This window comes from Methylocaldum sp. (assembly GCF_035627495.1).
GTDB lineage: Bacteria > Pseudomonadota > Gammaproteobacteria > Methylococcales > Methylococcaceae > Methylocaldum.
The window spans coordinates 1-24,915 of the sequence record NZ_DASPLO010000198.1 but is presented as its reverse complement, the minus strand read 5'-3'; the positions used below and the strand labels follow the sequence as shown (position 1 = coordinate 24,915).

The following is a 24,915-nucleotide window of genomic DNA, read 5'->3' as shown; positions in this document are numbered from 1 at the left end:
TCCCTCATCACAGGCGCCGATCACGCGCTCCCGGAGATCGATCGAATAGGCTTTCGCCATCACCGCTCCTCATTTCGCAAATACTCATCAGACCGCTTCCCGATCCCTTGGTTTCCTTTCACTAGATATGAAAATGCTCTAACGCCGGCGATTGCGTTTCAGTCTCTCGCGTTTTCACTGATCATGGGGCTGGTGGGTGGTCTGCTTCCGGCGGTTAAAGCCGCCCGGATGGATCTTATCGAGGCTTTGCGAGCCGTCTGAGGCTTGCGCTTTAAATTCAGTCGTTTGATGTCGAATGGCTTGCGGGATTCGCGATAGTGATGCTTTCGGCCTCTCATCCTGCCGAATGGATGAGGTTCAGACGCTTGCACGCCTCTTGCAGATGCTGCTGCCAATAGTTGCGATAGCCGTTGGACCATAGCCGCTGCGCCGATTTTTCACCCGTTGTTCCGGCCTCATAAGAAGCCAGTCCCCGTCTCACTTCGAAATAGATATCCGTCAGGTTTTCCGAAAGGTTTCCGTAGGTTAAGTCAACGTTCTCTCTAAAGTCCGGCTCCGGCGAACGTTCGTCGTAGTGGTCCAGATAACGCTTGAGGCGGAGATAAGACTCGAAGCGCGCATCCAAATCGGAGGCTAGTTTGTACGCGCGGTACGGTTCTTGATAAGCGAGTCGTCTGACGGCGGCATCCAGTTTCAGCAAAGCGCTTTCCACGCGCTTCAGCCATTCCGCCGGATGGTTGCCTTTGACTTGCTCGATCAAGCGGCAATAGTCGTTTGCGGCTTCGGCTACGGCTGTGAGCGGGTTTTTATCATCAATCACGTTTATCGATCGGTCAAAGTCCAATTTAACTCCAAACCGTATGAGAATCTTCAGCGATTGCTTGTGCCGATGATTCATTTTGCCAAATGAAGGCAGGATTCGCTTCTTGAACCATTCGGAAGCCGATCGCGCCCCGCGACGAAAACACGTTTTTGAATAAGTCTAGCCAATCCGGGCCGATTCGCCGGGAGTAACGGCACCTTCTTGGGTGAAACCCGAAAAGATTGTTCAACCCAAGTTTCTGTTGTCGAGGGAACGAGTGCGGCGCCCTTTAGAGTTTTCAATTTTGCGATCCAGCTCGCAAGAATGTCACAAAGGGGGATATCTTCGCTCCGACCGAATTGTAAGAAGCCGGCGGCGGACTAAACTCAAAGCTAGTTTCGTAAGCTCTACATTTCTCCCGGCCATGCATCACAAGGAACATCCGGTAATACCTTTCACGCTTGATATCGAGTCGGTCGCGGCTTGGCTGGATGGGTTGCCCGTGGCTAATACCCGTGAATGCTGTCGCGTACTCTATCCGGTATTGCAGGCCTTGAATGCCGCTTCTATCGAGCCTCGTCTACGCTTCGCAATCCTTGAAAAATGCCGAGCGACGGTGTCGGGGCTCGATAAGGGGCTCTTGCCGTATTTCCTGGACAGGTCTTTTCCCCTGGATGGAAAAACGCGGAAAATCGCCAGTCTGTGCTCCAGATTCCACAGCGAGTTGGCGCTGGGGTATCGGCAAACCGTAGAAGCGGGGGCGTTCGCCGAAGCTTTTAAATCACCGGAGCAAGCGGTGATTGTCGGGCGTGTGTTCGAATACTACGCCAACAGCCTTCTACGAGCCGCTCAGATTTACGAGGCGCCGCCCTCGGCCTTTTGGCCGTCCATCTTTGGGCTTTTCCGGCTGACCGAGGAGCGGGGTCTTTGCCATTCGACGCTGGACGACAATGCCTTGGGGACAGTTTCGGTCACCCGGTTTTTCAAAGTCGTACTGTTATTCGGGTTAGCCGCTCCGAACAGGCTCGGCCAGCGAGACATACAGCGGCTGTTCGATGTGTTGGCGACTCACGCGGAGCTCGTGAGAATCGAATCCACTCCCGTCGACAGTGGGGCGCGTGCGGTTCTGTGTTTCGATTGTTCGGGCGCGGGATCCCTCATGCCTGTGCCGGCGCCCGCGCCAGTCAACAAGCCCGGTCTGCGCTTTTTGTTCGTGGAACGTTTGTTGAGCGAATTCCGCAGCGAAATTCGGGCGGGCGGCAAGCCGGAGGAAAATCCGCTAACATTTGCTTTTCCTAGGCTCGGCGACCGTCTGCCGTGCCAGTCGGAGCTGACCGCGCGACGTGCTGTTCCCAGCTTGGGGATCGAGACCATCGCCGCGACGGTAAGGCGCGTCGAGGCGCACCGTACCAGCGGCGCTTCATCCACACCCTGGTCGAATCTCGACCAGCTGGAATTGGCACCGCTGAGTTCGGACCTGCGATCGGAGGCTCTCGGCTCCAAATCCACGGGCACGTTTGCCGCCGCATTGGTTTCACGGCCGGGCTCCAAGGGCGAGAGACTCGGAGGAGGTTTCGGGGACATGCGTTCCGCCAAGGTTTACCGCAGCGAGCTTCCGGGTTTTTATATGGTCGACTCGGGTGGGCAGACCTTTCGCATAGGCGACCTGCTTGCGCTGAATACCGACGACGAAATCATTCAAGTGGGTGCCGTGCGGTGTGGACAAATACACGACGGCCAATTCTGTTACAACTTTGAATTACTTGGAAATAACCCGCGTTCTGTCCGGTTCCGTGGCGAACGCCCCGGCAGCGACATGCAGAAAGCGTTGCTGTTCAAAACGGCGTCGGATGCGCCGAATACTTTGATTACGCCGCCCGTAAAGCTCCGCGGCGGCGACGCCATTATCGTGGAGTGGGGCGGAGGAAAGAGGATTTTTCGAATAGCCAAGCTCTTGGAGGCCAACTCGACGTTCTGTCACATTGCTCTTGCCGCTGAGCCTTCCGTCTGACCGCTCGCCGATTCTTTCACAGTCAGAGAAACTTCCACTCGGCAAAGCTCGCCGCCTGACCGCAATAGACGCCTCTGGTGTCGAGTAGATTCCAGATGGTCGTATGTTCGATCAGGAACCGCCGTCCGTGTCTCGCAATGCGAATTCCCCGATAATCGTCGATATAGCCCCTGGCCGTGACCTCAGCCAGAAGGCGCCGCCGTTCCTCCCGATCTTCTCGTTCGGAGGAGAGACGCGAAGGAAAAGCCGTAAGCTCCTCCCAGTTCATGCCGAATAGGGTCATCGCGGTCTGATTGGCATAGTTGAAGACCGGATCTTTGGCCGTATCGTGGGAAAGGACTACGAAGGGAGCGGAAAACAGATACCGTGCCGCTTCGCAATCATTCATCCGTGGATCGACCAGTTCGCGCTTTGTCCAATGCCTGTAGCTATTGCGCAAAATGGCCACGTGATCGGCCAAGAAACTATTCTCTTCGCTGGGTTTAGGGAAAGCGGTCATGGACATGTATGGCTTTCGGGACGTAAATTAATCTTGTAGGCGCGACCAGATTATAGCCCCATCAGATGACGTTCCCGAACAGACGGAGATGTCGCTAGGCGACGATAACCTTTTTCACAGGCATCGGTCTAACTCGCTCTTTCGCGGAAAAAGAAGGACACCGGGGCGACAGAGGAGAAGATGTGGTTTTTGCGATTAACGGAGGGACGGATTTGGCGGTGATGGAGAAAATATCTGCTGTCCCCTGGTGTCCGAGACGAAGAGGTTATGCAACGATATTTACGCAATGGGCATGCCGATCTATAAAGTAATGTTAAAACAACGACATGCTTGTCTTGTGGACAGGATGACAATGAGAATCGGGGCAATTGCCTCAATCTGGTGCGGGAAAACGCGCACCGCACGCAACTCGCCCACTCGGTCATTCCTCAAGGCCCAACTGGAACGCAGGTCGCTCTAAGGTAATTGCGATGCGGAAGTATGGCGGTGTCCTCGTTCATTGCAGCAGAGACGAGGTTGGAATGATCGAAGTCGTTGATACTTATGGCGTGCGTTCTCTTCATTTCGGCACCTATCCTAAACAAAGCGCCATGTCGCTCGCCGAGCCCGATAGGTTGGAGCTCTCTTATGTGCGCGCGATGCTCGCGGGGCTTCTATTTAAACCCGAGCCGCGCAACATTCTTTTGTTGGGTTTGGGGGGCGGTTCGCTCGCGAAATTCCTGCTTAATCACTTCCCTGAATGCCGGATTGATGCGGTCGAGTGCCGCTCGGCTGTCGCAACCGTTGCTTACGAGTACTTCGGACTTCCGGAGGACGCGCGGCTTGCCGTTCATGTTTCCGAAGGAAACGATTTTGTCTGTGCCGAAGCCGAACGGCGGGAAGCGGAGTACGACCACATTTTCGTGGATGTCTTTGATCATCAAGGTCTGGCGGAGACAGTGAATCAACAGGATTTCTTTTCGGCAACCCGCAGGCTTTTACATTCCGAGGGCATTCTCGCTATAAACCTATGGGGAACGCAGACCCAATCGCTGAGGCAATCCATGAGTCTGCTCAACCTGTATTTCGACAGACGCACGATGCGCTTGCAGGTTCCCGGTCGGGGCAATGTGATCGGTTTTGGGTTCGGGCAGCGCGCGCAACGCACCGAGATGGGGGAGCTGAAGCAGCAGGCGAAGGCTTTAGAACTGCGTCTTGATATCGAGTTTCCGCGTTTTTTGCGCCTGCTGTCTTATTCCGGCTGGCGGTGATGGGGCATTCCTTCGGCGGTCAGGAATCTTTCTACTCTCACTCTTCCGGACCGGGCTTATACTGCGCCATGAGTTGCTGCTGAATGTTAGGAGATACCGCCTCGTAGTGGCTGAATTCCAGGGTGTATGAGCCCCGGCCGGCCGTAAGCGATTTGAGCCGCGAATGATAACTGCTCAGCTCGGCGAGCGGGGCTCGAGCGCTAACCGTGGTCATCCCGCTCCGCGATGGCGCAGTGCCGGTAACCTGGCCGCGTCGGGACGAGAGATCGCCGCTGACATCGCCGATCGTCGATTCCGGAATACTGATCTCAACGTTGACGACCGGCTCCAGCACGATGGGGCGCGCTTTCGCCACGGCATCCTGAAACGCCTTTTTGCCGGCGGCGACGAACGCGACCTCCTTGCTGTCGACCGGGTGCGTCTTGCCGTCGTAAACGACAACACGGACGTCCTGTATCGGGTAGCCCGCCACAGCTCCGATCTCCAGCGCTTGGCGCACGCCTTTCTCGACCGCCGGGATGAATTGCCCGGGAATTGTGCCGCCTTTTACCTCATCCACGAACTCGAAGCCCGCTCCCCGGGGCAGCGGTTCGATGCGCAGGAAGACTTCGCCGAACTGGCCGGCACCGCCGGTTTGCTTCTTGTGGCGGTGATGTCCCTCGGCCGGCGAAGTAATCGTCTCGCGATAAGGAATTTTGGGCGGATGAATGTCCACCTCCAGCTTGTACTGGTCGTGCATCTTTTCCAGTACCCTCTGCAAGTGGAGTTCGCCCAAGCCGTGTATCACTTCCTCATGGGTCGAAGCGTCGTACTCCACGTCCAGGACGGGGTCTTCCGCTTCCAGCTTGTGCAGAACTTCGGAAAGCTTGTGTTCGTCGCCTCGGCGCCTCGGCGTGATCGCCAGACCGAACACGGCATGGGGAAAATCGAGCGGCTTCAGGTGAATATGGTCGTCCTCCGGCGCATCGTGCAGTACCGCATCGAAGTCGATTTCGTCCACTTTAGCCACGGCGCAAATGTCGCCCGGTATGCAGCGCATCACGGGGACGTGCTGCTTTCCTTGGAGCATGAACAGATGCCCCGCCTTGAACGGCTTGCGGGACTCGCCGATAAAGAGTTGAGTATCGGGAGTAATCGTGCCCTGATGGACGCGGAACACCGAGATCTTGCCGACGTACGGGTCTATTTCCACCTTGAACACATGAGCCAGCACGTGTTTCGACGAATCGGGCTTCGAACGGAACGGCACGGCGTTCTTGCGCTCGGTATTGGACGGCCAGCGCTCGAACAAGGGCGGATTGCCTTCTTTAGGGTTCGGCAGCAATGCGACGAAGGCGTTCGCCAACTCTTGCAGACCTGCGCCGGTGCGGGCGGAAACAAAGCAAACCGGAACCAAATGGCCGTTGCGCAGCGCCTCTTCGAAAGGGGCGTGCAACGCTTCGGGAGCAATCTCCCCCTGTTCGAGGTATTGCGTCATAAGCGCTTCATCGACTTCCACCACCTGATCGATCAGCGCACGATGGGCTTCGGCCGGTGAGGAAAAATCGGTCTCGCCATCCGGGTTGAAGAAGCAATCGATGACCCGTGCGCCCTTGTCGGCGGGTAGGTTGATCGGCAGGCACTCCTTGCCGAACGTCTCGCGAATCTCGCTCATCAGTTCCGGCAGGTTCAAATTATCGCCGTCGATCTTATTCACGACGATCATGCGGCACGAACCCCGCGCTTGAGCCCATTGCATCATGCGGCCGGCGGTGAATTCGATGCCGTTGCTGGCGTTGATGACCACGGCCACCGTTTCGACCGCATCCAAGGCGCACAACGCCTGACCCATAAAGTCGGGATATCCCGGGGTATCCAGAAGGTGGATGCGGGTATTGTTGTGATTGAGGTGGGTAACGGCGAGCTTCAGGGAGTGCTGATGGGTTTTCTCGAGCGGATCGTAGTCGCAAACGGTAGTCCCTTTCTCGATGTTGCCCGGCGTGGTGATCATCCCTGCCTTATAAAGGAGCGCTTCGGCCAATGTCGTCTTGCCCGCGCCCGCGTGTCCGACCAGAGCGATAGTCCTGATGTCTTCGGTAGAGTATGTGTTCATATCCGTCCTTACTCTCACGATTTGAGGGCTGAAGCCGAGTGTAGGCGGAGTAGGCGGGGGACTTCAAGCATCAACTTTCATCTGTGAGTCCGTTCAGTGAGTTTGAGCATTCGTGACGAACGACAATCGCGTTGAATGTTTCTCTGGTCTCAATGAAGCAAAGTCAGTTCCCACCGGCTGTCGCGATCGTTTTGACGGATGGTGTAGATGTGGCAGTCGTCGCCGAGGACCTTGAAATAGCGGTACTCCGGAGTTGTCCAGCGGTTGAGTATTTCCACCTTGACTTTGCGATCATCGATCAAAACTCGCCGCGGTTCTTCGTCGCCCCGATATCCGGCGTAGCAGAACACCCGGATTTCGGTAAAAGTTTCCCGTTTCATGCGCATAAGAACTGTCTAAAGGGTAACGTTTCTTAGACAGTTCTACGGCACTTGTATCGTCAAAGTTACGCTGAAAGAGGTGATTCCCCGTGTCTGATTTAAGCAATGCCGGTGTTTGGCTTAAAACGCCTCGTTTTTGAAATCCATGATGCTCCCGCTGCCGGAAAGGATGGCGGAAAAGAGCCCCGAGGTTCTGGGCAAGATGCGCTCCATGTAAAAGCGAGCGGTATCGAGCTTGGCTTGATAAAAGCCCGTTGTATCGTCCTTGAGTTTCGTTTGGGCGATTTCCGCCATGCGTGCCCAGCAATAGGCCATCGTGGTGAGGCCGAACAGATGAAGGTAATCGTAGGCTGCGGCGCCGGCTTCGTTGGGATCGGCGAGACTGCGTTCGGCGAGGAAGGCGGTGGCGCGCTGGAGGCGGCTGAACGCTTTGGCCAGCGGTTCGGTCACGAAGGCTAGCTGAGCGTTGCCGGTGCGTTCGTCGAGATAACGCTGGACCGGATGGAAGAAGCTGCGCAAATACCGTCCGGCGTGTGCGGGCAGCTTGCGTCCAACCAGATCCAGGGCTTGGATGCCGTTGGCGCCCTCGTAGATCTGGGCGATCCGCGCATCGCGCACGAATTGCTCGATGCCGTGTTCGCGGATGTAGCCGTGTCCGCCGTACACCTGAACGGCCAAATTGGCGGCCTCGAACCCGAGATCGGTGAAGAAAGCCTTCACCACGGGCGTCAGCAGGGCCACGAAATCCTCCGCCTGCTGGCGGATGCCGGGGTCCGGATGGCGGTTTTCCTTGTCCAACTGAGCGCCCACCCAGGCCGACATGGCCCGCATGCCCTCGATATAGGCGCGCATGGTCAAAAGCATACGCCGCACGTCCGGATGGACGATGAGGGGATCAGCCGGCTTGCCAGGATTTTTCGGGCCGGTCAAAGCGCGGCCTTGCAAGCGCTCCTTCGCATAGGCCGCGGCATTTTGATACGCCACTTCGCCGAGGCCCAGCCCCTGCAGCCCGACTTCGAGACGGGCGCTGTTCATCATCACGAACATGGCGCGGAGTCCTTTATTGACGTCTCCTATCAAATAGCCGGTGGCGTCCTCAAGGCTGAGGCTGCACGTGCTCGAAGCCTTGATGCCCATCTTGTGCTCGATGGACGTGCAGAAGAGGCGGTTGCGCGGCCCTAAGCTGCCGTCCGGATTGACCAAGAACTTCGGCACGAGAAAAAGGCTGATGCCTTTGACCCCGGGTGGGGCATCCGGAGTGCGCGCCAGAACCATCTGGATGATGTTTTCGCTGAGATCCTGCTCCCCGCCCGAAATGAAAATCTTGTTGCCGCTGAGCCGATACGTGCCGTCAGCCCGTGGGATAGCTTTGGTGCGGATTAATCCGAGATCGGTGCCGCATTGAGACTCGGTCAGGCACATGGTGCCGGTCCAGCGTCCCTCCACCATGTGCGGGAGATAGAGGTTCTTTATGGCCTCGGAGGCCATCTTGAGCAGCAGTTGGTAGGCCCCGTGGGTCAGCTTGGTGTAGATGGCGAAAGAAAGGTTGCTCGCCGAAAGCATTTCCGACGTCAGCACGTAGACGGTTTCCGGCAGGCCTTGCCCACCGTATTCGGGACGGCTGGTCAGTCCCGGCCAGCCGCCTTCCCTGTAGCGCTGATAAGCGTCTCTAAAACCCCGCGGGGTGTACACCTCGCCGTTCTCGAACCGGCAGCCTTCCTCGTCGCCGCTCCGGTTGAGGGGAAACAGAATGTTTTCGGCCACCTTGGCCATTTCCTCCAGGACGGCATCCACCAGATCGGGCGATATATCCTCCATGCCGGGCATGTCCTGAAGGTGCTCGTCGGCCAGGAACTCGTGATAGATGAAGCGCATGTCGCGCAAGGGCGCTTTGTAGATGGCCATGGCTAATTCCTCAAAGGCTTGCCGGTTTCCAGCGTGTGTTCCATGCGGGCGATCGTTTCTTTTCGTCTAACCAGATCCATGAAGGCACGCCGTTCCAACGTCAAGAGATCGTCCTCGGATAAGGGCTTGCTGATGTCGGAATCGCCTCCCGTGAGCACTTCGGCCAAGGCTCCGGCCACCACGGCGTCATGGGCCGTGGCCTTGCCGAGCCGCCGGTACTGGCCGATGGCCATATCCAGCGCGGCTTTACCCGAGGTGCCGGGGAGATAAAAGACCGGCGGCTCGGGCGGTGTATAGTTTTCGCTTAGGACCAGCGCTTTCTCTTTGGCCTCGAATAGCAGCCGGTCCCGGTTCATGGTGATGCCGTCACCGGGGCGCAGGAACAGCAGGCTTTTCGCCTCCTGGGCCGATTTCGATACGGTGGCGACGCTGATGGTTTCGAAGATCCGGGCGATCGGCGCCACCGGACCTTGAGGAGACTTCTTATCGGCGAAAGCGCGCAGCAGCATCTCCTTGCAGCCGCCCCAGCCGGGAATCACGCCGATGCCGGCTTCCACCAGCCCTATGTACAGTTCGGCATGGGCCTGCACGACATCGCAATGGAGCATGATCTCGCATCCGCCGCCGAGAGCCAGTCCCGATGGCGCGCCGACCACGGGGAAGGGCGCGTATTTGAGTGCTTTAAAGGCGTCCTGGCCCTGCTTGATCAAGTTTTCCACTTCCGACCACAAGGCGATGTTGATGCCGAAGAGCAGCACGCCGAGATTGGCCCCGGCGGAAAAATTGTCGGCTTCGTTGTAAATCACCAACGCGCGGTAATCGCTCCGCACGATATCGATGGCCTTATGGATCAGCTTGAGCACCAAGGGATCGAAGGTGTTCATCTTGCTCTGGAACTCGAGGCAGGCCACGCCATCGCCCACGTCCCAAAGGCTCGCCGAAGGGTTCCGCGCCAGAGGCTTGCTGCGCCGCTTGATGTCCGCCAGGAGCAAGACGCCGGGCGGGCGCTCGACCGTTCGTAGGGTGGGCTTCAGTCCACCAATCTTGCCTTCGCCCGTCCCCGTGAAGGCGAGACCGTGCAGCTGGCCGTCGATGACTTGGTAAAGCGGTCCGTCGTGTCGGAGCAGCTCGGGGACGGGCTTGCCCATCGCTTCAAGCATTCTGGCCAGATTGTCGCCGCCGATCCGATCGATCATTTCGAAGGGGCCGTATTGCCAGTTGTAGCCGAACCGTATGGCGCGGTCGACGGATTCCAGATCATCGGCGATGTCCGGGGCCACCGCTGCGGCGTAAGCCAGCGTCTGGGCCATGACGCTGCGGGCGTATTCGGCGGTTTTATCGGCGGATTGCAGCAAGCCTGCCAAACCCGTTGTCTTCATGGCCGCGATGCTGGCGAGTTCCGGTTTGGTGCTGACCCGGTACGCGCCGGTTTCGAGATCGATGGCCTCCTTGATTTTGCCGCCCCCGGCTTTGGTCAAGCGATAAAAGCCGCCCTTGCCTTTGCGTCCGGTATACCCCTCCGCGATCATCCGCGTCACCAGCTCCGGCACGCGACTGATGGCGTGGAACGGATCGGTCGGCGGAAGCGCCCGATCCATGCTGGGGATGATATGGGGAACGAGGTCGAGACCCACGAGATCGAGCAACCCGAAAACACCGGTCTTGGGGATGCCGAACGGACGGCTGATGACGGCATCGGCTTCTTCCACCGTAAGTCCGAGGCGCATCGCTTCCAAAAGCCCGAGTTGCAGCCAAAAGATGCCGATGCGGTTGGCAATGAAGCCGGGAGTATCCTTGCAGTGAACGATGCTCTTGCCGAGCCGGCGATCGCCGAAATCGGTTAGCGCTTCGAGCGCATCGGACCGCGTTTCGGGGCCGTAAACGATCTCCAAGAGCCGCATGTAGCGTGGCGGGTTGAAGAAATGGGTGATCAGGAAGTCGCGGCGGAAGTTCTCCGGCATGTCCCGCGTCAGCTCGGCGAGGGGCAGGGTGGAGGTATTGGACGAAACGATGGAGCCGGGTTTGCGAGTGACATCCAGGCTGCGGTAGATCTTCTGCTTGATGTCCCGTTTCTCGACCACCGCCTCGATGATCCAATCCGTCTCGGCAAGCCGGCCGAGATCGTCCTCGATGTTGCCGGGCGTGATCAGCGCGAGGTTTCTGCGATGCATCAACGGAGGCGGATCGGTTTCCTGAAGTTTCTTCAAGGCGTTTTTGGCGATAATGTTTCGGTCCGCCGCACCTTCGGGCACGATGTCCAGCAGCAAAACCGGAACGCCGGCGTTGGCGGCCTGGGCCGCGATAGCCGCTCCCATGACTCCCGCGCCGATGACGGCCATTTTTTCGATCTTCATGTTGGCCTCACCTCCAAATGTAGGGCAAAGGTTTGACATGTAGGAGCGGGCTGAAGCCCACTCCTACAGCACAAGCAAGCTCAAACTGCTTCCAGAATGGTCGCGATTCCTTGTCCTCCGCCGATGCACTGCGTCGCTAGGGCGTAACGTTTCTTTTCCCGCTTGAGCAACGATGCCGCCTTGCCGGTGATGCGGGCGCCGCTGGCCCCCAGCGGATGGCCCAAAGCGATGGCGCCGCCATGGAGGTTGAGCTTGCCTTCGTCGATGCCGATTTCGTGGATGCACGCCAGCGCCTGGACCGCGAAGGCTTCGTTCAATTCGAAGAGATCGATGTCCTCGACCGCCAGCCCGGCGCGCTTTAGTGCCTTACGGCTTGCTTCCGCCGGGCCTATGCCCATGATCTCGGGGGCGCAGCCGGAAACCGCAATGCTCTTGATGCGTGCCAGGGGTTCGAGGCCATTGCGTTGCGCGTAGTCTTCGGTGCACACCAGGACCGCGGCGGCGCCATCGGTGAGCGGCGACGAGGTTCCGGCCGTGACGACGCCGTTTTCTCTGAAGGCGGGCTTCAGGCCGGCCAAGGCTTCCGGGTAGGTGTCGGGACGCGGGCAGCCATCCTGGGTCACCACGCCGTCGGGCGTTTCGATGGGAACCAGCTCGTCGTCGAATTGGCCCGATGTTCTTGCCTCCTGCACTTTGCGCTGGCTGTCGACGGCGAAGCGCTCCTGGTCGGCGCGGCTAATGCCATAACGCTCGACCAGGTTTTCCGCCGTTTCGCCCATGCTCATATAGGCTTGAGGATACTCCTGATAAAGCCGCGGATGCGGCATCGGGTTGAAGCCCGTCATCGGCACCCGACTCATGGATTCGACGCCGGCGCAAACGAACGCTTCGCCGGCATCGAGCTGAATTGCGCCCGCCGCCTGATGTATCGCCTGCATGGACGAGCCGCAAAACCGGTTGATGGTGGTGCCCGCGACGGACGGCGGAAGGCCCGCCAGGAATACGACGAGACGGCCCATGTTTAGGCCCTGCTCGGCCTCGGGAAAGGCACAGCCCAGTATCAAATCCTCGATGTCTTCGGGCTTGGCGCCTGTTTTGCGCAGCAAGCCTTTAACCACCTGCGCGGCCAGTTCATCGGGGCGGACGCCGCTAAGCTGGCCCTTCTTGGCTGGTGTAAACGGCGAGCGGCAGTAGCCGGCGATGACAACGTTTTTCATGGTCTGCCTCCTGACGGAAAACGCCACAAAGGACGGGAGATCGCTTAATCTCTGAAGCGAAAATAATTAGTAAGTAAACACAGAAACAGCAGCGGCGTATTGCCGCTCGACAACCTAAAACGGCTGTCCTATCCGAAGCTCTGTAACGCAGCAGGAATTAAGGAATGTGCTGCGTGTCCTATTATTAGATCGTTTTCCGCAGCTCCCGGCGAAGAATCTTGCCCACGGCGCTTTTCGGGAGTTCATCGCGAAATTCTATGTATTTAGGCACTTTATAGGCCGCCAAGTTCAAACGGCAATAACGGCGGACTGCGTCCGCATCCAAGCTCTCGTCCTTGCGTACGATGAAAACCTTGACCGTTTCGCCGGTTTTGTCATCCGGCACCCCCACCGCGGCACACTCCCGAACCGATGGGTGGGTATCCAGAACGGCTTCGATTTCATTGGGATAGACGTTGAAGCCCGAGACAAGAATCATGTCTTTCTTGCGATCGACGATGTACAAGAATCCTTTTTCGTCCATCCGGGCGATATCGCCGGTACGTAGCCAGCCGTCCGGCGTCATGACCATGGCGGTTTCGTCCGGCCGGTTCCAATAACCCTTCATGACCTGCGGCCCGCGTACATAAAGTTCGCCCGCCGCTCCGGGCGGCAGCGTATGGCCCTCTTCGTCCCGAATGCTGCATTCGGTGGACGGTACGGGAAGTCCGATACTGCCGTTGAACTCCGTCAAGCCGGCCGGATTGATGGCAACTACGGGTGATGTTTCGGTCAGGCCATAACCCTCGATGATCGGACAACCGGTCACTTGTTGCCAGCGATGGGCCACGGTTTCCTCGGTCGGCATGCCGCCGCTGATGACGAATTTGAGCGAACCGAAATTCAGCTCGTCGAAGCCCGGCGTGTTGAGCAGCCCTTTGAAGAGCGTGTTGACGCCGGTTATGACGGTGAAACGTACTTTGCCGAGAGTCTTGACGAGGCCGAGAAGGTCCCGCGGATTGGTAATAAGGTGGTTCAGGCCGCCGAGCCGGGTGAAACAAAGCAAATCCACGGTCAGCGCAAAGATGTGGTAGAGCGGCAGCGCCGTTATCACGACTTCCTCGCCGTCGATCAAGGCTCTTTCAGGGGGCAGGCCACCCAGAATCCATCGGGTCGATTGCTCGACATTCGCCAGCAGATTGCGATGCGTCAGCATGGCGCCTTTGGCGATGCCCGTGGTGCCTCCGGTGTATTGGAGAAAGGCAATATCCTCCGGCTTTAAATCAGACCTTTTGAAGGGAAGCCGACTGCCTTCGTGCAAGGCCGTGTTGAACGAAATGGCTTCGCTGATGTGAGCGCCCGCGCTTCCCCTTTTGAACAAGCGTGCATACCAGTTGATCAGGTACGAACGGGGAAAGCGCAGGAGATCGCCAAGACCGGAAATAATGATCGCCTTGAGCTTTAGTCTAGGGAGCGCATCGGCCAGCACCGGCACGAAATTCTCAAGCACCACTAAGGCTGTTGCGCCCGAGTCTTCCAGCTGATGTTCAAGTTCTCGAGTGGTGTAGAGGGGATTCATGTTGACCACGATGAGCCCGGCGCGCAACGCGCCCCATACGGCAACGGGCTGCTGCGAAATATTCGGCAGCATGATGCCGATTCGTTCGCCTCGTTCCAAGCCGAGATGCCGGTTCAAGAAACTAGCGAAATGCCGGCTCAATTCTTCGAGTTCGGCATAGGTGAGTGTCCGCCCCAGGTTAGAAAGAGCCGGCCGCTCCCGATAGCGCGCAGCTATGTCTTCGAAAAAATCCGTCAGCGAAAGGTATTCCAGTTCGCCGATCGTTTCCGGCACGCCCGGCGGGTAGCTTCTCAACCAGAGCTTTTCCATGGCACGTTGCGATCCGATGCTTTGAAGGTTTTGCATTGCACTCTCCACCGCACGATAGATCACGTGAGGAGCGACGTCCGCGGGCATTGGCCCCTCTAACCTTGTAGGCCGGGATCAGCCTGTCCTGAGCGAAGTCGAAGGGCTTATTCCGACTTACACACTATTGGAATAAGCTCGTCAACGCGCCAGAGCATCCCTAGTCAAAAAGTGAATCACGATTTCCCTTATGCCGCCGATATCTTCCACCAGAATATTGTGATGGTCGGCATGGACGAAACGGAGCATCTTGTTTTTGGAACGCAGGGCATCATAGATCATCCGCGCGCTTTCGGGATCGAGAATCGGGTCGCCGTCGGCCTGTGCCAATAATACCGGACATTGCACGTCCGGTAGACGTTCCTCCAGTTCCTGGGTGAGGCGGCGCAGTTCGTAGAGGGTGCGCAAGGGGATCTCTCGGTAGGCATACTGCGGATATTCGGGCGTTCGTTCAACAAAGGGTTGGCTGGTTCGCCGAGACATCCAACGGCCCAGGATGTTCGAGTTGCGGAGCAGCGGAGCCATCGGCCCGGAAGCGCTGAACTTGAAGGGCGGCGAGATGGCGGCGATTCCCGCCAATCGCTCGGGTTTCTCGCTCGCCAGATACAGCGCCAACAAGCCGCCCGTTCCGGCACCCACGATGTATATCCTTGACACATAGGTTTTCAGGATATCGTAGCCGCGCCGCAGCGCATCTAGCCAATCTTCCCACCGTCGGTCTTTGAGGTCCTGGGGCGAAGTCCCGTGGCCTTTCAGCCGGACGCCGAGGGCGTGAAAACCGAGATCGGCCAATCGTTCGCCGAAGCCGCGGATCTCGGCGGGGGAGGCCAGGAGTTCGTGGACCAGGATCACGCCGGCGCCGTTGCTCGATCGCGCCTTCAGGAAGAACGGGCGAGTCGTAACGGTTGCTGTCACCGGGGGGCTCGCCACACTGGGGACGTGTTTGACATAGTGCTTCGAATCCCATCGCCACGATCTGACCTCGTCGTCGAACCGAAGATTCGCCAACTCGACGGGGCTCAGTCCTTTCTCCGCCGACATCGCGCGTTTGACCGCCTCCGTGATTCCGGAGATGGGCTCGACCTCGTTGGCATAGACGGCGATCACGTTTTCGATGCGAATTTTGTCGAACTCATGTTCCCGAAGCAGCTTGGATAGAAGCCGATAGCGCTCCGGATGAACCTCGATCAGTCCGCTGGCCTTTGCCGTATCGATCAACTCTTGCAGATCGGAATGCTTGCCTTCCAACAGGTTTCGATACTTGTCAGGGTCTTGTACGCTGCGGTGAAGGTGAACGTGGGGCAATAGCTGGGTGTATTTGATGGCCAAATACAATGTACGGAAGAATTTCACCCGGTCGATTTCCATCCGATTACGTTTTGCGCAATACATCATCAGGGTCGAAGCGAGGTGACTGAGATTCACCGTCACCGCTTGATACATCTCGCGCATATATCTATTGCGCACGACGTTGGCGCGCTGGCGCAGTCGGCCGGCTAGGAGCCGTTCGTCCACGCCGACGGGCCTGCGGGTGATGGCGAAGACGTCGTCGATGCTCCCGATGCGAGGCGCCAGCCGTTTCGCCAGCCACCTTTCCCACGGGTGCCAGGACTCCGCTGCAATAATCGGATGTCCGAACTGGATGTCCATATCGGTGTTGCGCAGCAGGATATTGCCCTCGATCAGGATCTCTTCCGCATGCCGGCGGCTCAATCCGCGGCTTAGCAGTTCGGCGGTGTTGCTTAAAATGTGTTCGTTGACGCGAATGGGATAAAACGTGATGTTCGCCGGCACCACGACGGTGGGCTGGTGGGCAGCAACCAGCAGGGCTTCGCGGCTCTCCAGCCGGAGCGCCTCGGCCCAGGCCGACAGGCGTTGCCGGTGTCCTTGGTGCTCGGCGCGCCGTACGGCCATTTTGAAGATCTCCAGGCCCATCGCCAGTACGGCGGCTCCGGTGTGATGTTTGCGCCGATCCATGCTGGCGCGCGAGTAAATGCTGTAGCGTCCCCTTTTATCGAGAACCCGGCGATCCTTCACCATGCCCCCTTCCGGGAAGATGACGATTTTGCGGCCAAGCAGGATTTGTTCGGCGAGCCAGGGCAAGAGCCTGGGGTAATTGTTCGGGATTACCCCGACGTCGCGCAGGAATCCCGCCAAGACGCTGTCTTCTTCCTCGAAGAATTCCGCCGATGCCACCGAGCAGCAGTAGACCCTTCTGGCTTCGTACATCAAGTACTGGGGTATGAAGGTTTCGAAGCGGGCAAAATGGTTGAAAAGAAAGATATGGCCGCGGTCGAGGGTCTCCAAGCTGCCGTGCAGCGTGATGTGAACCTTGAGCAGCTTCTTGATCTGCCGGAAAACGCGCACTGACCAGTCGTAGGTCGAGGTGTTGACGTCGTATTCCGGATTTGCAATCGGATGGCCTTCCATGCAGCCCTGTTCAAGAAACGGTCTTTTTCTATTCGGTAGCGTACTCTCTCTTCCGGATTAGATCCATCCGGAATGGCTGATGGCTCATCCCCCGGTCACTGTTTTGGCGGTGCGAATGGTATAGTAGGCCGAAAATCCAATGCAATTATCCAGCCTTTGCAGTTAATTCCCATGATGTGGACGGACGATCCCGAAATTTCGCCGGAAGAGTATCCGGAGCGAGTCAGCAAGTCGCAGCTGAAGCGCGAAAGTGCGGCCTTGCAGGATCTCGGTCAAGAGCTGATCGGGCTATCCCGCGAGCAGCTAGAGCGGCTGGATTTGCCGGCGGAACTCATGGAGGCGGTGCGGCTCGGACAGTCCATCACCGAACGCGGCGCGCTCAAGCGGCAGCGCAAGTACATCGGCAAGGTGCTGCGGAATATCGACGCGGAGTTCATTCAGGCGGGGCTTGCGGCACTTAAGAACGAAAGCGCGGAAGCGGTGCATCGGCAGCATGTCGTCGAACGTTGGCGCGATCGAATGCTTGCGGAAGGCGATGCCGCGGTTAATGAGTTTCTGGAGGCCAATCCGGGTGCGGATCGGCAGAAGTTGCGGCAGTTGACCCGAGATGCGCGCCGGGAGCGCGATGCTGCCGCCGCTCCCCGATCTGCCCGATTATTGTTTCGGTATTTGCGGGAAGTTCTGGAATGAGGTTGATCCGTGGAGCACGGTGTTATGCCGACTCGACCGGGAGCGGTGCAGAAAGGCGGAAAGAACTGCCGGGTTGGTCAAGGCAATGTCGCGCAACGCGAGTTATATCATCGATCCGGCGCCCGGACTGGCGTTCAGTCCAAATGAGCAAACGACTTTTTTTACCTTGCCCGATAGGCTGCACAGTCAGGTCAGAACCCTGGACGAGCAGGTCAAGCGCAATTACATCGATGCGATTCCCGGCACATTGAGTCTGATGGAGTCTATTTGTGCCGGTTGTCGCCCGTTATCTTCCGACAAAATTCAGGACCCGGGTGCCAAAAGTGACTGAGCGCTTATGGTGGTTTGTTTTGCTGCTCGTCACCGCAGTATGCCGGGGCGTGGGGGCCGAAGAGACGGTCGACCGGCTGCTATTCTCGCGGGGAGCGCTGGGTTCTCGGGAATTGGCGGTAATCGTGAACGAGGCGGACCCCTCGAGTGTCGCCATCGGCGGCTATTACCAAAAACGGCGGGGCATACCCGACGAGAACATGATCCGGGTGAGCTTCCCGCCGGGGTCCGACAACCTGCCGCGCGCTCTGTTCGAATCCGTCAAGCGAACGGTGGACGATCGGACGCCGCCTCGGGCCCAAGCCTACGCGCTTGCGTGGATGGCGCCGTTCAGGGTCGATTGTATGTCGATCACCTCCGCCTTCGCCTTCGGCTTCGACGAAGCCTATTGCTCAACCAAGTGCGGTGAAACCAAGCTCAGCGGCTATTTCCATTCTGCAAGCCGCGCACCTTATACGGATCACGGAATCCGGCCCACGATGATGCTGGCCGGCCGCACCGTCCAAGACGTCAGAAAACTGATCGACCGCGGCATGGCCTCCGACCATACCTATCCGGCCGGTACGGGTTATTTGCTCAACACCTCCGATAAGCACCGAACGGTTCGGGCCATCGCTTTCGACGAGACTGTCGATAAGCTCGGCGCGGCGATCCGGCTGCGTCGCGTTGAGGCCGACTCCATCAGCGATAAGCAGGATGTCCTGTTCTACTTTACCGGACTCGCGAAAGTGCCGGATTTGGACACCTTGGGCTTCGTGCCCGGGGCGATGGCCGATCATTTGACTTCCCTCGGGGGGCGATTGACCGAGAGTGCCCAGATGAGCAGCGTGCGCTGGCTGGAGGCGGGCGCTACGGCGAGCTACGGTACGGTGACCGAGCCCTGCAATCTCTTGAGCAAGTTTCCGTATCCGGCGGTGGCGATCTGGCATTATTTGGAAGGGGATACGGTTCTCGAGGCTTATTGGAAAAGCGTCGCGCGGCCGGGGGAGGGCGTTTTCATTGGAGAGCCTCTGGCGGCGCCCTTCGCGCCTCAAATGATCGAGCATGAAGGTCAGGTCACGGTCAGGCTGTTTTCCCCGAGGCCGCACATGCTGGTGCTGCAAGCCTCAGCGAGCGCTATCGGCCCTTACCGTTCATCGGTCAAAACCTATCCGCTCAAGCCCGGATATAATGAAGTGGCTTTCCGTTTGCCGGATGCCGCCGCTTTTTACCGTTTAGCCTATTACGGTGGCGAAGAAATCAAGAAATAGTTCCAAGGAGCTCAGCCCCGCCTAGCATTTACGATCAGTGGCCCGTGTAATCTTACCGCTTCTTGGTTTTGCCGGTATCATCCCGCCTACTTTTGGCTGCCGAGTGGCGCAGCAAGTTAACCGATGAGTTTTTTTTCGCTAGGGTTTTTGATTATTTCCGTGCTGCTCATTTCGGGCACGCTGACCGGGGCTATGCGCGGCTACGCGATGAAGCGGCTGTTGGATTTGCCCAATGCCCGTAGTTCTCACCAAATTCCTACTCCCCGCGGTGGCGGTTTGGCTGTTGTGCTGTCATTCACGCTTGCTTCGGCTGGTCTCTACTGGCTGGGTCAGATCGCTTTCGAGCTTTTCATGCTCGTGCTCGGGGCGTTGCCGATAGCCGCTATCGGCTTCTGGGACGATCACGGACACGTATCCGCAAGATGGCGTCTGATCGTGCAGATTGCTTCGGCCGCTTGGTCGCTTTATTGGCTGGACGGCCTCGAATCGATCAGGTTCGCGAGCGAACCTTATGAGGTGGGTTGGCTAGGTCCCGTTTTCGCCATTTTTTTGGCCGTCTGGCTGTTGAACCTGTTCAATTTCATGGACGGCATTGATGGGATTGCGGGGATCGAGGTCGTCTCGGTCGCGATGTCTTCACATTGGCTCCTGGTCTATCAGTCGCCGCCGTTGTTGGGTGGCGCAAGTGCTATATTGTTGACCTTGGCGGCAGCCGTGGGAGGATTTTTGTGCTGGAATTGGCCTCCCGCCAAAATCTTTATGGGGGATGTGGGGAGTGCATTCGTAGGATTCGTTTTGGCCGTACTGGCGCTGCAGACGTCCTCCGAGGGTACGCTATCCTTAGCCGTCTGGCTGATCTTGGTCGGTGTGTTTTTCGTGGATGCGACAGTGACCTTGCTGAGGCGGATGCTCAGTGGACAGCGATGGTATGAGGCGCACCGCAGCCATGCATACCAGCATGCGGCACGCCGATGGTCGAGTCACAAGCGGGTCAGTCTTTCGGTTTTAGCCATCAATCTGTGCTGGTTATTGCCTTTGGCCTTTGCTGCGGTACGCTGGCCACAGCTGGAGCCGGTCTTTCTGGTGTGCGCCTACACTCCTTTGATAGCGTTGGCGCTGTGGCTGGAGGCGGGAAAACAAGGGGGGTAAGCAATGCGGGATATGCTTTGGAAAATTCGCTCGCGCACGATCATTTTCATCCATGACTTGATCATGGTGGCACTCGCCTGGATCGGGGCTTACTGGCTGCGGTTCAATTTGTCTCTGCCGCCCGAGCTGGAAATGAGAGCTTCGCTTCAGTGGTTGCCCCTCGTCGTCGTGACCCAAGCCGTGATTTTCCGCCGCTTAGGGCTGTATCGAGGCATCTGGCGATTCGCGTCCATTCCCGATCTAGTTCGTATTGCCAAGGCATCGTGCCTCGGCATTGCGACGATCGCCGTCATCATATTTTCCGTCAATCGACTGGAAGGCGTACCCCGTTCCGTAATTCCGCTTTACGCCGTCCTGCTGTTGTTGCTGTTGTCCACGCCCCGGCTGTTCTATCGTGTCTGGAAAGATCGCGGTGCAGCGCTCTCGACGGGAAGGCGAGCGCTGATCGTGGGTGCGGGCAAGGCCGGTGAAATGTTGGTGAGGGATCTGCTTCGTGCCTCCGGTACGCAGTTCGCGCCGATTGCGTTCGTGGATGACGATCCGCAGAAAAAAGGAAGCGAAATCCACGGCGTGAGGGTGAGAGGGCGCTGCGAACAGATTCCGCGGCTCATCAATAAATTGGATGTCGAGGCGATCCTGATTGCGGTGCCGTCGGCCACGGACAAGGAGATGCGGCGCATCGTCGAAATTTGCGAAGGGGTTGGCATTCCATTCCTGACGTTGCCCTCCATGCAGGAAATGTTGTCCGGCCAGATGTCCGGGCATTTGCGTGAAGTTTCCATCAAGGATTTGCTCGGACGTGCGCCGATCAAGCTCGACCGCAAGGGCATCCAAGCCCATCTTGGCGGAAAGCGGATCCTGGTCACGGGCGGCGGTGGTTCCATCGGCTCGGAACTCTGTAAACAAATCGCACAATTTTCCGTCGCCGAGTTGATTGTCTTCGAACGCTGCGAATTCAATCTGTACAAGATTGAGCGAGAACTAAGGCGCGGCTTTCCGGGATTGCGCCTTTCCGCAATACTCGGCGATGTCACCGATAAGCTGGCCGTCGAACGCGTGATCTCGGAGCATCGGCCGGAAGTCATTTTCCATGCGGCGGCGTACAAGCACGTCCCGTTGCTGGAATATCAGGTCCGCCAGGCGGTTCAGAATAACGTTCTGGGTACATACACCGTGGCGGAGGCGGCCATTGCGGCGGATGTTGAGGAATTCGTGCTTATCTCCACCGACAAAGCCGTAAGCCCGGAGAACGTCATGGGAGCGACCAAACGGGCGGCGGAAGTTTTGGTGCAGAGCCTGAACGGCGCCGCCGGTACTCGTCTCATCAATGTGCGTTTCGGAAACGTGCTGGATTCGGCGGGCAGCGTGGTGCCTTTGTTTCGCGAGCAAATCAGGACCGGCGGGCCGGTCACCGTGACTCACCCCGATGTTACCCGCTATTTCATGACGATTCCGGAAGCCTGCCAATTGATCATGCAAGCGGCGACCATCGGCAAGGGTGGAGAGGTCTTCGTGCTGGACATGGGCGATCCGGTTAAAATCAGCTATTTGGCCGAACAGATGATCCGCTTGAGCGGCAAACGCCCCGACCAGGATATCCGGATCGAATATATCGGACTCCGGCCCGGCGAAAAAGTGAGCGAAGAGTTGTTCAACGAGCACGAGAGGCCCACGCCCACCGCGCACAGTAAGCTGTTGTTGGCGCATCCCATTACCGTCGATCATCGGGTAGCCAAGAAGGCCGTGAGTGAATTGGCCGAGGCTTGCCGGTCTTTCGATGAGGCCGCGATCCTGCATAAACTCAAGGTATTGGTTCCCGAATATGCGCAGAGCCCCGTCGGTGATGAATTTGGGGAAAACGATCAGTCCGCCACTCAGCGATCGCTTGTCTTATAATGTGTTGTCGGGTATCATGCCCGCTTTTTCGAATAACGCCAGAGTTTGGAGCGTGCAGTAATGAAGACCTTTAGCGCAAAGCCGGCCGAAGTAAAACGCGACTGGTACGTCATCGACGCGGAAGGAAAGACGCTGGGGCGCCTTTCGACGGAGATCGCGCGTCGTCTGCGCGGCAAACATAAAGCGGAATACACGCCTCATGTCGATACCGGCGACTACATCATCGTGGTTAACGCGGAAAAAGTGCGTGTTACCGGCAATAAAGAACAGGACAAGATTTATTACAAGCACACCGGCTACATCGGCAACATGAAGTCCGTGGCCTTGGGCAAACTGCGCGGAACTTATCCGGAGCGCATCATCCAGACTGCCGTAAAAGGCATGTTGCCGCGGAATCCCTTGGGTCGCGCCATGTTCAGCAAGCTGAAAGTCTATGCCGGGCCCACGCACAATCACCAGGCGCAACAACCCAAATTGTTGGAAATCTAATTTAAGAAGCTGAATCAACCATGGCACAAGCGCAGTATTACGGAACAGGTCGCCGCAAAAGCGCGGTCGCACGCGTTTACGCAAAATCCGGAACCGGTCGTATTGTTGTTAACGACAAACAACTGGAAGACTACTTCGGCAGAAAAACCGACCAAATGGTCGTACGTCAACCGCTCGAACTCGTCGCTCTACTGGAAAAGCTGGACATATTCGTCAAGGTCGCAGGCGGCGGTCCGACCGGTCAGGCAGGAGCTATCCGCCATGGTTTGACCCGTGCGCTCATGGAGTTCGACGAAACCTTGCGCCAGCCGTTGCGCAGAGCCGGTTACGTAACCCGCGACGCACGCGAGGTCGAACGTAAGAAAGTCGGCCTGCATAAAGCAAGACGCCGTCCGCAGTACTCCAAGCGTTAATGTTAGGCACGTCGGCCCCGCCGACGTGCTCTACTGGGGGATCGTCTAGCGGCAGGACTACGGACTCTGACTCCGTCAACCTAGGTTCGAATCCTAGTCCCCCAGCCAATAAAATGAAAGGCTTACGAGAGAAATCCCGTAAGCCTTTTTTATTGGATCACATCTGGATCACAATGTCATCGAGTAGAAAATTTTTTGTCAAACTAGATTGACTCGATGGCTTTGAAAGTCTAATTTTATACACGCTCTGTGGTTAGAGTCTTCTCTAACAGCAGTTCCTGTCTTAAGCATAAAAATTCATCTGATCATCGGATTCTCTGTATCCTTAAATCTATTGATCATGCCGGAGTGGGGAAGTGACGCTTGCAAAAAAGTCTAAATCTGGCGAGCTGGTTAATAGACTAAATGCCTTTATTTCTGACGGTAAAATTCCGGACGAATTTACTTTGCGCGTGTTAAAACGTGAGGCAAAAGCTTTATTAAATTGCGATGCAGCAAACGGCCATATGATTTTAGGAATGATTGCCGCTGCAGAAGGGAATAGGGATGAATTAGAAAAGCACCACGATATATCTTTGAGGCTTGGTATATCTCCATATATTGGTAATTTAAACTTCATGGCCTCATTGAAGAATGCTGGTTATCATTGTGATGCACTTGAGTATGCTCGAAGAGCATTTCGTGCTGAAGCAGACGCAATAGTTATTGAAAAGTTAATTGAATTGAACGCTAGTTGCCTTCGCTTTGAAGAGGCAATTAAATATGCGGAGCAGCTAGGAAAGCTGAATAAAGATATGGAAGATCATGAATTATTACCTCTGCTAAATAGAATCTCGTCTCTCTTAAGCAAGAATGCACTTCGTGACGACGATTTAGCGAAGGTCGCCAAGCTCGCGCAAGAACTAATTTGCAAGAAAAAGATTAGATCTTTGGTGATTGAGGCTTCCTTATATAGCGAAGGAGGGGCTGAATGGGTCGCAGTAGAACATTCGGTAGCGTGCTCGCCTAATGTTGCCGCTGAGCTTAATTTTGAATTAGCGGATCAGCTGGTAAATTCTGGCGTTGATTCGTCTGTTCTAGATTTAATATCTTATCGCTTCATTTCAAAAGCGCATTAAGTGGAATAATAAAAATATGCCAGTTCAGCCTGCCGATTTTTTGGAGAGTGCCAAGCTTGAATTAAAAAGTGAAAAGGAGATTCATTTTAGAAATGCAATTAGCCGGGCCTATTATGCTGCCTATCATAGTTGCCTTCCTCTTGATGACATCTTGCCTGATCATGGTGAAGCAAGGACAAATGTCGGAGTGCATGAGCGGTTCATAAGTAAGCTTACAAAATTCCCTACTAGTTGCGACGAATTAGCAAGAAATGCCGGGATGAAAATTAAATCTCTCGGTTATGTCTTGCAACAATGTAAGACAGCTAGGCATAAAGCGGACTATGACTTAAGAGCTGAGATCGGTAGCAGTGAGGCAGAAGGGCAAATCAGCACAGCAGAGAAAATATTTGATAAGTTGAGCGAGCTTAAGTCTATTTTGAGTTCAACGGCATCAGTCGATAGTAATATGATTAGCAAATTGTGACATTAGCAAGGCGCTTAAATACTCTTTGTAACTGCATCAGCGACCATTCTCCTCCCCTTGAAGTTTTGATTCCTAATTGATTAAGTTCGGTGACCATCTTTCGCTGACTTAATCCCCTCGCCTCCATCCCTCTAATTAGTCAGCCCTGAAGTATTTCTAACACACTGACACATATACGGATTCGTTGCATATTGGCTGGTACAATTTGCAAGAAAACCAGTCATTTGATTTCGATTTCTTGCAAATTCGGGTGGGTTGCATGAAGCCAAGA

At 56.6% G+C, this 24,915-nt stretch carries 21 protein-coding genes and 1 tRNA gene; 13 read left to right on the top strand and 9 right to left on the bottom strand.

All coding sequences use genetic code 11. The annotated features are described in order from the left end of the window. On the top strand, positions 1–261 hold a 261-nt coding region (locus tag VEB01_RS19520), incomplete at its 5' end, for an ABC transporter permease (RefSeq protein ID WP_324878398.1). 73 nt (positions 262–334) lie between these two features. Here VEB01_RS19520 and VEB01_RS19515 read toward each other — a convergent pair. Then, positions 335–820 carry a DUF5063 domain-containing protein gene (locus VEB01_RS19515; protein WP_324878396.1) on the bottom strand — a complete coding sequence of 162 codons (486 nt, stop codon included), beginning with the start codon at positions 818–820 and terminating at the stop codon, positions 335–337. A 406-nt stretch (positions 821–1,226) separates the two neighbouring features. On the opposite strand from VEB01_RS19515, the gene VEB01_RS19510 reads away from it, so the two are divergent. Continuing rightward, positions 1,227–2,813, top strand: a complete 1,587-nt coding sequence (locus tag VEB01_RS19510) for a hypothetical protein (RefSeq protein ID WP_324878394.1) — start codon at positions 1,227–1,229, stop codon at positions 2,811–2,813. A gap of 22 nt (positions 2,814–2,835) precedes the next feature. On the opposite strand, the gene VEB01_RS19505 is transcribed toward VEB01_RS19510, so the two are convergent. Further along, positions 2,836–3,318, bottom strand: a complete 483-nt coding sequence (locus VEB01_RS19505) for an MEKHLA domain-containing protein (RefSeq protein ID WP_324878392.1) — start codon at positions 3,316–3,318, stop codon at positions 2,836–2,838. Positions 3,319–3,833: 515 nt separating this feature from the next. Between VEB01_RS19505 and VEB01_RS19500 the strand changes: the two genes are divergently transcribed. Continuing rightward, positions 3,834–4,562 carry a spermine/spermidine synthase domain-containing protein gene (locus VEB01_RS19500; RefSeq protein ID WP_324878390.1) on the top strand — a complete coding sequence of 243 codons (729 nt, stop codon included), beginning with the start codon at positions 3,834–3,836 and terminating at the stop codon, positions 4,560–4,562. 37 nt (positions 4,563–4,599) lie between these two features. Here VEB01_RS19500 and fusA read toward each other — a convergent pair whose 3' ends face one another. The 7 genes from fusA to VEB01_RS19465 form a co-directional block, all read right to left on the bottom strand. Next, the gene (gene fusA, locus VEB01_RS19495) at positions 4,600–6,654 is read right to left on the bottom strand and encodes an elongation factor G (protein WP_324878388.1); all 2,055 of its coding nucleotides are present in this window, start codon (positions 6,652–6,654) and stop codon (positions 4,600–4,602) included. Between the two features lie 149 nt (positions 6,655–6,803). Next, positions 6,804–7,034, bottom strand: a complete 231-nt coding sequence (locus VEB01_RS19490; protein ID WP_324878386.1) for a hypothetical protein — start codon at positions 7,032–7,034, stop codon at positions 6,804–6,806. A gap of 120 nt (positions 7,035–7,154) precedes the next feature. Next, positions 7,155–8,939 carry an acyl-CoA dehydrogenase C-terminal domain-containing protein gene (locus VEB01_RS19485; RefSeq protein ID WP_324878384.1) on the bottom strand — a complete coding sequence of 595 codons (1,785 nt, stop codon included), beginning with the start codon at positions 8,937–8,939 and terminating at the stop codon, positions 7,155–7,157. Positions 8,940–8,941: 2 nt separating this feature from the next. Next, on the bottom strand, positions 8,942–11,293 hold the full coding sequence (locus VEB01_RS19480; RefSeq protein WP_324878382.1) for a 3-hydroxyacyl-CoA dehydrogenase/enoyl-CoA hydratase family protein: 2,352 nt from the start codon (positions 11,291–11,293) through the stop codon (positions 8,942–8,944). 80 nt (positions 11,294–11,373) lie between these two features. After that, positions 11,374–12,510 carry a thiolase family protein gene (locus VEB01_RS19475; protein WP_324878380.1) on the bottom strand — a complete coding sequence of 379 codons (1,137 nt, stop codon included), beginning with the start codon at positions 12,508–12,510 and terminating at the stop codon, positions 11,374–11,376. A gap of 184 nt (positions 12,511–12,694) precedes the next feature. Further along, complete coding sequence (locus VEB01_RS19470; protein ID WP_324878378.1) at positions 12,695–14,413, bottom strand: AMP-binding protein; 1,719 nt, start codon at positions 14,411–14,413, stop codon at positions 12,695–12,697. A 141-nt stretch (positions 14,414–14,554) separates the two neighbouring features. Continuing rightward, positions 14,555–16,843, bottom strand: coding sequence for a serine aminopeptidase domain-containing protein (locus VEB01_RS19465; protein WP_324878376.1), 2,289 nt, complete (start codon positions 16,841–16,843; stop codon positions 14,555–14,557). Positions 16,844–17,014: 171 nt separating this feature from the next. Between VEB01_RS19465 and yjgA the strand changes: the two genes are divergently transcribed. The 10 genes from yjgA to VEB01_RS19415 all read left to right on the top strand — a co-directional run bounded on the left by yjgA (position 17,015) and on the right by VEB01_RS19415 (position 24,644). Next, entirely contained in the window at positions 17,015–17,533 is a 519-nt protein-coding gene (gene yjgA, locus VEB01_RS19460) for a ribosome biogenesis factor YjgA (RefSeq protein WP_324878374.1), read from the top strand. Between the two features lie 85 nt (positions 17,534–17,618). Continuing rightward, complete coding sequence (locus VEB01_RS19455; RefSeq protein ID WP_324878372.1) at positions 17,619–17,864, top strand: hypothetical protein; 246 nt, start codon at positions 17,619–17,621, stop codon at positions 17,862–17,864. Continuing rightward, entirely contained in the window at positions 17,857–19,113 is a 1,257-nt protein-coding gene (locus VEB01_RS19450; RefSeq protein WP_324878370.1) for a TIGR03790 family protein, read from the top strand. The genes VEB01_RS19455 and VEB01_RS19450 overlap by 8 nt, the downstream gene beginning before the upstream one ends. Before the next feature lie 123 nt (positions 19,114–19,236). Beyond that, on the top strand, positions 19,237–20,262 hold the full coding sequence (locus VEB01_RS19445) for an MraY family glycosyltransferase (RefSeq protein ID WP_324878368.1): 1,026 nt from the start codon (positions 19,237–19,239) through the stop codon (positions 20,260–20,262). 12 nt (positions 20,263–20,274) lie between these two features. Next, complete coding sequence (locus VEB01_RS19440) at positions 20,275–22,158, top strand: polysaccharide biosynthesis protein (protein ID WP_324878367.1); 1,884 nt, start codon at positions 20,275–20,277, stop codon at positions 22,156–22,158. A 60-nt stretch (positions 22,159–22,218) separates the two neighbouring features. Next, a complete protein-coding gene (gene rplM / locus VEB01_RS19435; protein WP_324878365.1) occupies positions 22,219–22,647 on the top strand; it encodes a 50S ribosomal protein L13 in 429 nt (142 codons plus the stop codon). 20 nt (positions 22,648–22,667) lie between these two features. Then, the gene (gene rpsI / locus VEB01_RS19430; RefSeq protein WP_324878363.1) at positions 22,668–23,060 is read left to right on the top strand and encodes a 30S ribosomal protein S9; all 393 of its coding nucleotides are present in this window, start codon (positions 22,668–22,670) and stop codon (positions 23,058–23,060) included. A 34-nt stretch (positions 23,061–23,094) separates the two neighbouring features. Beyond that, positions 23,095–23,168, top strand: a tRNA-Gln gene (locus tag VEB01_RS19425). A gap of 248 nt (positions 23,169–23,416) precedes the next feature. After that, positions 23,417–24,178, top strand: a complete 762-nt coding sequence (locus VEB01_RS19420) for a hypothetical protein (protein ID WP_324878361.1) — start codon at positions 23,417–23,419, stop codon at positions 24,176–24,178. Positions 24,179–24,194: 16 nt separating this feature from the next. Further along, entirely contained in the window at positions 24,195–24,644 is a 450-nt protein-coding gene (locus VEB01_RS19415) for a hypothetical protein (protein ID WP_324878360.1), read from the top strand. The last annotated feature ends 271 nt before the right edge of the window (positions 24,645–24,915 follow it).